The 8669-nt window shown below is 45.0% G+C and carries 6 protein-coding genes and 2 pseudogenes; 1 reads left to right on the plus strand and 7 read right to left on the minus strand.

Going from position 1 to position 8669, the window contains the following annotated elements; all coding sequences use genetic code 11:
* The 6 genes from AB5642_RS19080 to AB5642_RS19105 all read right to left on the minus strand — a co-directional run.
* The coding region (locus AB5642_RS19080) for a transglutaminase domain-containing protein (protein WP_368371862.1) at positions 1-1009 on the minus strand (1009 nt) is incomplete at its 3' end.
* Positions 1010-1713: 704 nt separating this feature from the next.
* Positions 1714-4140, minus strand: coding sequence for a protein translocase subunit SecD (gene secD, locus AB5642_RS19085; protein ID WP_173718301.1), 2427 nt, complete (start codon positions 4138-4140; stop codon positions 1714-1716).
* A gap of 73 nt (positions 4141-4213) precedes the next feature.
* A complete protein-coding gene (gene scfB / locus AB5642_RS19090; protein ID WP_118584284.1) occupies positions 4214-5575 on the minus strand; it encodes a thioether cross-link-forming SCIFF peptide maturase in 1362 nt (453 codons plus the stop codon).
* 92 nt (positions 5576-5667) lie between these two features.
* Positions 5668-5808 (minus strand): six-cysteine ranthipeptide SCIFF, encoded by a 141-nt coding sequence (gene scfA, locus AB5642_RS19095; protein WP_021926839.1) that lies wholly within the window; start codon positions 5806-5808, stop codon positions 5668-5670.
* A 128-nt stretch (positions 5809-5936) separates the two neighbouring features.
* Complete coding sequence (locus AB5642_RS19100) at positions 5937-6287, minus strand: TIGR04086 family membrane protein (protein WP_148461925.1); 351 nt, start codon at positions 6285-6287, stop codon at positions 5937-5939.
* Between the two features lie 88 nt (positions 6288-6375).
* Positions 6376-8529: a hypothetical protein gene (locus tag AB5642_RS19105; RefSeq protein ID WP_148461926.1), complete on the minus strand. Its 2154-nt coding sequence runs from the start codon at positions 8527-8529 to the stop codon at positions 6376-6378.
* Positions 8530-8553: 24 nt separating this feature from the next.
* Here AB5642_RS19105 and AB5642_RS19110 point away from each other — a divergent pair.
* Positions 8554-8631, plus strand: a pseudogene (locus AB5642_RS19110) (hypothetical protein); the annotation flags it as partial.
* On the opposite strand, the pseudogene AB5642_RS19115 reads toward AB5642_RS19110, so the two are convergent.
* Positions 8602-8669: pseudogene (locus tag AB5642_RS19115) on the minus strand (DUF6783 domain-containing protein); the annotation flags it as partial. The pseudogenes AB5642_RS19110 and AB5642_RS19115 overlap by 30 nt on opposite strands.

Here is an 8669-nt window from a genome sequence, read left to right on the forward strand (position 1 = left end):
CTGCCTGTGCAAAGCCTTCCATCCCCGGAAGGAATGCCAGAACTCTCACACTTCCCAAACCCGTCACTAAGGAAACTGTTCCCTTCTCGTCTGTCTCTGCCTTTGCAATAGGAAAATACTCTCCCATATTCAACACCAGAAACTGCACTTGAGCGCCCTTTACAGCCGCGCCCTCTTTATCTGTCACTTTTACAGAAACAGTTTTCACCCTGGCATAACGCGTAGTCTGGTTCAACATAACCGCTGCACCTTCTTTGCCGATCACATCCTCCCCTTCTGCCGGGAAAAGATCAAACAGGCGGGAATGCACCATCATTGCTCTGGAAGAAGCATTGGTAAACCACCCCTTATTCAGGATCATAAGCGGCTCACATGCGCCTGTGAAATACCATTTTCCGTCACACCAAAGCTCCACCCATGCGTGGTTGTCATCACAGTGGGACCACCTTGGCACATACACCTGCCGCGCCGGAATTCCCACACTGCGAAGTGCATTTACCAGAAAAACAGACTCCTCACCGCAGCGTCCGTAACCTCTTCGATATACCGTAAGTGCCGGAAGTGTACGGTCATCACCACTATGATAAGTAGCTTCCTCCGCACACCAGTAATTTACCTCAATTGCCGCATCTTTCGCATTTTTTCCTTCAATTCTATCCTTCAACTCATTCCAGAAAAAGCTTCGACACGGAAGTACCTCTTCCTCATTCACCCTGTGATCCAGAATATAATTCAAAAACATCTCCTCCGGCAGCTCTTTCACCCTGTCCAGCGTATTATAAAGAAACAGCCCATGACTTGCGAAATCCTGAATCTCCTCAAAAGTATAATTCACAAGATCACTATAAGGCGCGGTCACATACAAATACTTCATTGCCAGCCCCAGATCTCTGCCGCACCCATCCAGTTTCTCACAAATCGTCTTCAGCGGCTCCCTGTCCGCCCCAAACTTCTCTGTTAATTTCAAAAATTCTTCTTCAATCTTCCTCTGACTGTTCTGAAGAAACATCTATTCATCCTCCTACTTTAAGAAAATTGCTATTTAATTGGTTGGTCGTTATCCCGTACGCGATTTCACAATGTATATTCACCGCCGCGCGTCGCAACGTTCCGGCAAGCTAATGACTAACTACGACTAAGACGCTCAGGAAAGCCTTCGCGCCTAAGTCTCCGTAAGTCATGGATCTCGCCTCCACTAAAACCGCTCCTGAAATGCGCGGCTTGCGAATATACATTGCAAAATTGCTGGTTACTGGAAAGGGAAGAAAGAAACAGTAACGACAACAACGGGGGTGGGGTGAAGTAGTTGGTATCCCGCAACTTTATTGTTTTTTCTAATCTATCGTTGTCAAGAAAGTATAGGGAAACCAGTCACTCACCCTCCCCCCTTCGTTAAAAGTTCTTACCAACCAGCAAGTCCCCAGTACACAGCATTTGGGCAATGTGTATTACTCCAGCGAGCCATTTCAGGCGCGTTCCTAGCGAAGGTGAAATCCAGCGCTTACGAAGACTTATGCGTGAGGGCTCTCCCGAACGCATTAGTCGCAGTTAGCGATTAGTTCATCGGAGCGTTGCGCCGGCGAGTGAGTAATACACATTGTCCAAATGCGTCCCTCCTAAAGAACTTTTCAACCCACTAAATAGTAATAGAATTTTACATAAAAAGCAAGCCAGGACAGATGTTTCCACCTGTCCTGGCTTAAGTTTATTTAATTATCTGTCTTCCTCAGAAGAACCATTCTCAGTATTCTTAGCCGCCTCCTGGGCTGCAAGACGCTCCTGAACTCTCTTACGATTTTTCTTCTTCGGCTGAGCCTGTCCATTTGCAACTGGTACACTTGGTGCCTTTGCACTTGAAGCAGACTGTTTAACCGGAGCAGCACCAGCTGTAGCTTTTACAGTCTGAGCCTGGCCGCCGCCGATTTTCTTTTTCATTACCAGCCAGAGAGCTCCGGTAATGCATACAGAAGAATAAGCACCGCAGATAATACCAACCATCAGCGGAGCTGCGAACTCACGGATGGAAGATACACCCATGATATAAAGAACCGCTACCATGATAAAGGTAGTAAGGGAAGTATAAATACTTCTGGTAAGTGTCTGTGTAATACTCTTATTCACCACTTCCTCGAGCTCATCTACGCGCTTGCTTCCGTGAAGATTCTCACGGATACGGTCGAAGATAACGATCGTAGCGTTGATAGAATAACCAACGATAGTCAACATACAAGCGATAAAAGTATTTCCTACGGAAATTCTGGAAATCGCATAGAATGTAAGTACAACAAGCACGTCGTGAAGAAGCGCAAGTACCGCACTGCCTGCAAAACGGATATCTTTGAAACGGAACCAGATGTAAAGCAACATGAAAATAGTCGCAACAAAAACGGCTACTACAGCATCTCTTCTCATTTCGTTGCTGACAGTGGAGGAAATACTCTCTGCCTGGATCAGGGATTCATCTACACCAAACTTGTCAACAAGCGCCTTATTCAGCGCCTCACGTTCGTCAAGATTCAGGGAACGAGTCTTGATGATAACCTGGTTTGTTCCAACAACCTTGGTAGGCTGTACATTCTTATCTCCTGTAACCTCTTCCACAACAGGAGTAACCTCAGAATCAATGGTCTTAATATCCATATCTTCGTTAAAGGTGACATTAGTGGAAGTACCGCCTGAAAACTCAAGGCTGTAGTTCAAGGCTTTTCCGCCTGTAGCTTTGTGGATCAGCATAGTGGCTGGTCCGGCAAGGATCAGGATAATGGAAAGGGTGAAGCATAATCTTCTCTTTCCAACAAAGTTAATGACTTTCTTTTCTTCGGTCTTTCCATAGAATTTCTCATCGCGAACGCCAGCTGCATATAATGCATTGATCACAAGTCTGGAAAATACCAGAGCTGTAAACATGGAAATCACAATACCAAGTGCCAATGTATATGCAAATCCTTTAACAGAACCAGTACCCAGCCACATCAGAACGAATGCTGCGATCAGGGTTGTGATATTTCCGTCAAAGATTGCAGAAAAGGCTTTGGAGAAACCAGCTTTGATCGCAGATCTTACGGTAGAGCCTGCACCAATCTCCTCACGGATACGTGCATAAATAATAACGTTCGCATCTACTGCCATACCAATGCCAAGGATGATACCTGCAATACCCGGAAGCGTAAGGGTAATGTCAAATGCATTTAAGGTAAGCAGAATAGTCGCTGTGTAGAAAATCAGGGAAAGGCCTGCAACTGCACCAGGTACACGGTAAGCGATGATCATAAACAGAATTACGATGATCAGACCGATCAGACCTGCAATAAGGCTGGTGGAGATTGCTTCTTCACCAAGCTGTGCAGCTACAACGCTGGAACGAAGCTCTGTAAGTTCAAGGCTCAGGGATCCGATACGGATATAGGAAGCAAGCTCCTGTGCTCTCTCAACACTTTCCATACCACTGATCTGTGCCTTACCGCCTGTGATGGCTTCATTTACTCTTGGAGCGCTTAATACGCCGTTGTCATAGATAATCGCGATCTGTTTTCCAACATTGTTCTGAGTTGCCTCTGCGAATTTTGTTTTTCCCTCGTCTGTAAGAGTCAGGTCTACCACGTACTCTCTGCTGCTGGAATTCTGCTGCTGGATTGCACCGCCTGTAGCATCTGCCACATCTGTACCTTCCAAAACCACAGAGCCGGCTGCACGGATCTCGTCAAGACTTCTTGCCAGAGAGTATCCGGTCTCGCTGCTGGAATCTGCCTGGAAATTTGCGTTTCCATCCTCGTCCTGCTGTGTGATAAAGCACAGGGAACCTGGCTGGCCAAGTTCTTCCAGAATAGCATTTGCATCTGTTACACCAGGAATCTCTACATTGATACGGTCAGATCCTTCTTGATATACCTGAGCCTCTGTACTGTACTGCTCAACACGTTTCTGCAGCTTGTACACAGTATCGCTCATGTCTTCACTGCTTGGGTTGCTGTCCTTTGCCTGATATGTAATGCTGACACCACCAGCCAGATCAAGTCCGGTCTTGATATTCTTCATAGCACCGGTTCCTGTAGGGCCAATGCCTACAGCAGCCGTATAGCAGAAGAACACGGTAACGATGGCAGTCAGGATCAGGACTAAGATACCTCTTGATTTTTTCATTGTTCTGTCCCTTCTTTTTTGTTTTTCGCAAAAGCAGGGACTGACAGAAATCTTCGCAGCTGGCGAAGTGCTATCAGTCTTCTGCCAGTGCAGCTTTTATCATGATGGCGCACTCCACACGCTTCCTCTGGAGCTCGCATCCGATTTCATAATTGCTTCTGATATCCTTATGGGCATGATATCCGTTTGCTGCGCATCCGCCACTGCAGTAGAATCTTGCAAAACAATCCTTGCAGGCTGGCTTGGTGTAAACATTGCAGCATCCGAAATCCTTCTGGATGTCAGGTCTCGTAATCCCTTCATCCACATTTCCCATCAGATATTCTTCTTCCCCAACAAACTGGTGGCATGGGTAGAAATCCCCCCATGGAGTTACGGCAAGATATTCTGTGCCGCTTCCACATCCTGAAAGCCTCTTGTATACACAAGGGCCACCGGTAAGGTCGATCATGAAATGGAAGAAATTAAAACCTTTGCCTTCTTTCTCGCGTTTTATCATCTCTTTCGCAAGAAGGTCGTATTCTTCCATGATCTTCGGCAGGTCTTCCTCCCGAAGTGCGTACTCCTCAGATGGATCTGCCACTACAGGCTCTACAGAAATCTGCTTGAATCCAAGGTCTGCAAGATGAAGAACATCCTGGGAGAAATCAAGATTATGATGAGTGAAGGTTCCTCTTACATAATACTTGTCCTGGTTACGGGACTCTGCAAATTTCTGAAACTTCGGAAGGATCAGATCATAGCTTCCTGCCCCTTTGCGGAATGGGCGCATAAAATCGTGAACTTCCTTACGGCCATCAATACTGAGGACCACATTTCCCATCTCTTTGTTGCAGAATTCCATTACCTCATCGTTCAGCAGAACACCGTTGGTAGTAAGGGTAAAACGGAATTTTTTATTGTGGATTTTCTCCTGCTCACGGCCGTATGCTACCAGGTCCTTAACAACCTGCCAGTTCATAAGCGGCTCGCCGCCAAAGAAATCCACCTCCAGATTGTGTCTGGAGCCTGAATTAGCGATCAGGAAATCCAGTGCCTTCTTCCCTACCTCAAAAGACATGAGAGCTCGTCTTCCGTGGTACTCTCCTTCTTCTGCAAAGCAGTAGCGACAGGCAAGGTTACAATCATGGGCGATGTGCAGACAGAGCGCTTTTACCACTGTCTGACGGTTCTTGGTAAATGTATCAATAGCATTCTCATATACATCTCTGGTGAAAAGCATGCCATCGGCTTTCAGCTTCTCACACTCTGCCACTGATGTCTTAATATCTTCTTCTGAAAACTGATCTCCCAGTTTTCCTACAATGGCAGCTGTGTCCAGACCTTCTTCCATATAAGGAAGTACTTCGTAGGTCACTTCATCCACAACATGGATACATCCGCTGTTGATGTCCAGCACGATGTTGTAGCCATTGTTCTGATAACGGTGAATCAGACTCATGTTAGTATATCCTTTCATTCTTTCCTATTGCATGAATAAGCAGCGGCTTTTACACCGCTGCTTACATACGTTTCCAGTTGCCCGACTTATTTGTTCTCGCAGCTCTGGTTTCCTACTGTACAGGATGTCTTGCATGCGGACTGACATGATGTCTGGCACTCGCCGCAGCCGCCTTTCTTTACAGTGTTCTGCAGGTTCTTTGTATTTAATGTTTTGATATGCTGCATAGTATTAGCCTCCTTATGTATATAATCTTTGCCTAGTATATCATATTTTTTTTTATTTTTAAAGCATTTTTTATTGGACAGAGTGCGAATCTTTTCAAAAAATGCGGGAATGATTTCTCAAACACGCTCTAAGACAACATCCCACCAAGAGCACCACCACCCAGACACATAAAAAAAGTAGTTACTGCATGTACCAGACTCATTTCCCATTTTCCCTGCACTACAAAAGATACCGTAATCAAAAGCAAATAGTAAAAAGCCCCTACCAGAATTCCCCATAAATACTTATCTTTGCGCAGAATTTTTCCTGACATGAAGCCTCCTGAAAAACAGGACAAAATATACACAGCTACAATTCCTGCTGACACAGGCTTTTCTCCCAAGTCAAACTGGAATAAAAGGAATGCCAGAAACAAAAGAAACGCTCCGGTAACTGCATAGGAAAAAAGTAAAGATTTTAAAATGACTTTTACCTTCATAAAAACAGCCCTCCCATATGTAATATATGGAAGGGCTGGCTTCGTTATTCATGGATTATGAATGTCCGTTTTAATTATCCTGTCTGCTTTATCTTTTCTTTTTGCGGACAATAATCACAATAATGATCACAGCGGCTGCAGCGATCACAAGGATCACAAAGGGAAGGATCATAGTGTTGTCACCAGTTTTTACTGCATTTGAGGTCTGACTCTGACCGTTATTTCCGTTTGAGGTAGCAGCCGTATTTCCTGCAGTGTTGCCTGTAGTGTTTCCTGCAGTCTGTCCCGCATTTGTACTGGAACCTGTTCCATTTGAAGAACTGCCATCTGTTGTGCCAGAATTTATAGTTCCATCAGATGCCACACCTGGTGTATTGCTGGTTCCGGAATTGTCACTGCCGTCAGAGCTTCCGGTACCAGATGAAGAACCACCATTTCCGGTTCCTGAAGTCCCATTGGAAGAGCCATTTGTATTTCCATTGCTGATTCCATTTGAATCACCTGTATTTCCACCAGTTTCATTTCCGCTATTGCTATCCGTTTTACCCGTTCCGGATCCATTTGTTCCATTCGTACCAGCTCCGGTCACAGATGGAGACGGGGTAGGTGTTCCACTGATCGTCACAGTAGGTGTAGGAGTTGGTGTACTTCCATCGCCATACGCTCCATTTGCAATGTCCTCTCCTACGATTGGACGAAAACCTGCAATTCCAAACGGGCTGAAAGAATGTGTGCTGAATACCATGGTGCTTCCGTTTACACTGGGAATAATGGTCTCTGTCGCACCATTATCAAGAAGATGCTCAATCGAATATTTATATCCTTCTTTGACAGGAATCGTTACGCTTACATACTGTCCATCCGGAATTTCATACTCTGTATTATTCTTCAGATCCCATAATTTAAATTCATAGGATTGGAAGATCGTAGCATTATCTTCATTTTTAAATTCGTAATTTTCACCACTGGTCACCTGGAACTGGACATACCAGGGAAGATCTATGCCTGATACAGAAATTCCCTCACAACTATGATTCTGAGCAGCCCTTGCAGCCTGCTCTTCTTCTGTGAGATCGTCCTCAGCAGTTGCCGGTCTTGTATCCGCTGTGGTAAAGTCAAGAGGATTATCAAATATATTTTTCTGGTCATCCTCTGTAGGGTCTGTTGTGTCTTTTACATCCGTGGTGTCTGTTGTATCTGTGGTATCTTTTTTCTCTTCTGTGTTCTCATTTTTTCCAGAATCCCCTGTACCATCAAGAATGGTAGCACCAGGCATCATCTCACCAAAAGTTTCGTTCAGTTTTCCAGTATCTTCTAAAGAATCTGCGGTCTGCACATTGTCAGATGCTGCATCCTCACCATTATCAGAATTTGTACTCTCTATGCTATCTGCGGCTGTATCTGAACCTGTATCAGCTTTTGACTCTTCTGCAGCTGTATCTAAATTTGTATCAGCTTTTGACTCTTCTGGGGCTTCTTCCTGAATATCTTCAGAATCTACAGTTTCTTCCATTGCAGGAGCCGTTGCTTCTGTTTTTTCTGCCGGGGTTGTAATTCCAGCCGCTTCGGTGTTCTCTTCAGATTTTACTTCATTGGAAGCAGGAGTGCTCTCGATGGTTTCTTCTTTCTTATCTGATTCACTGTTCTGCTTGTTTCCCGCATTCTCAGTCTGATCTTCTGTCTTCCCTGAAGCTTCTGAATCATTCTGCTGATTCTCACCTGTAACTGCTGCGTCATCTGATTTTATATCTGTATCTTTATTGTCAGAAGTTGTGTCGTCCGGGACAGATGCTTCACTGCTCTCGTCACCTGTTTCCACATCTGCAGCAGTATCAGAAGGCTGATCTTCAGAACTCTCTTCTATGCTGCTGACAACAACTGTGATCTTACCTTTCACAACTTTTTTCTCAGAATCCCATCCGGAAATATAAGAAAGATCCACGTCTGCTGCTGGTTTAAATACTACTTCGCAGGTCTGCACTCTTTTATCCGGTATATATGAATCATCCGCCCAGGAAAGCGTTCCATAATCACTCTTGGGCAATGCCACTTCCGAAAGAGCAACTGGCTGATCAATTGTGATATTTTCCGGAATCAGACTGGATTTCTCAAGTCTGGTCTCTGTACTCTGCCCCCATGCAGCTACTGGATAAACCTGTCCTGTCATAAGTACTGCTGTCATCGCAGCTGCCGCAAGTAATGATACGCTTTTTCTGTACATAACGTTTTTCTTCTTTTTCATCCTGGCACCTCTGTCGTAATATGTATATTAAATGTAACTGCCCACATCCCTAGAGCCTGTTTAAAAAATCATTCCCGCAATCTGCACGCCCCACTTTGCGGGAGATTTCACCCGAATTCGGTTGCCGTAGCCCGCTACGG

It is taken from the genome of Ruminococcus sp. 1001136sp1_2201st1_G3_2201SCRN_220225 (genome assembly GCF_040924365.1).
Taxonomy (GTDB): Bacteria; Bacillota; Clostridia; order Lachnospirales; family Lachnospiraceae; genus Blautia_A; species Blautia_A faecis.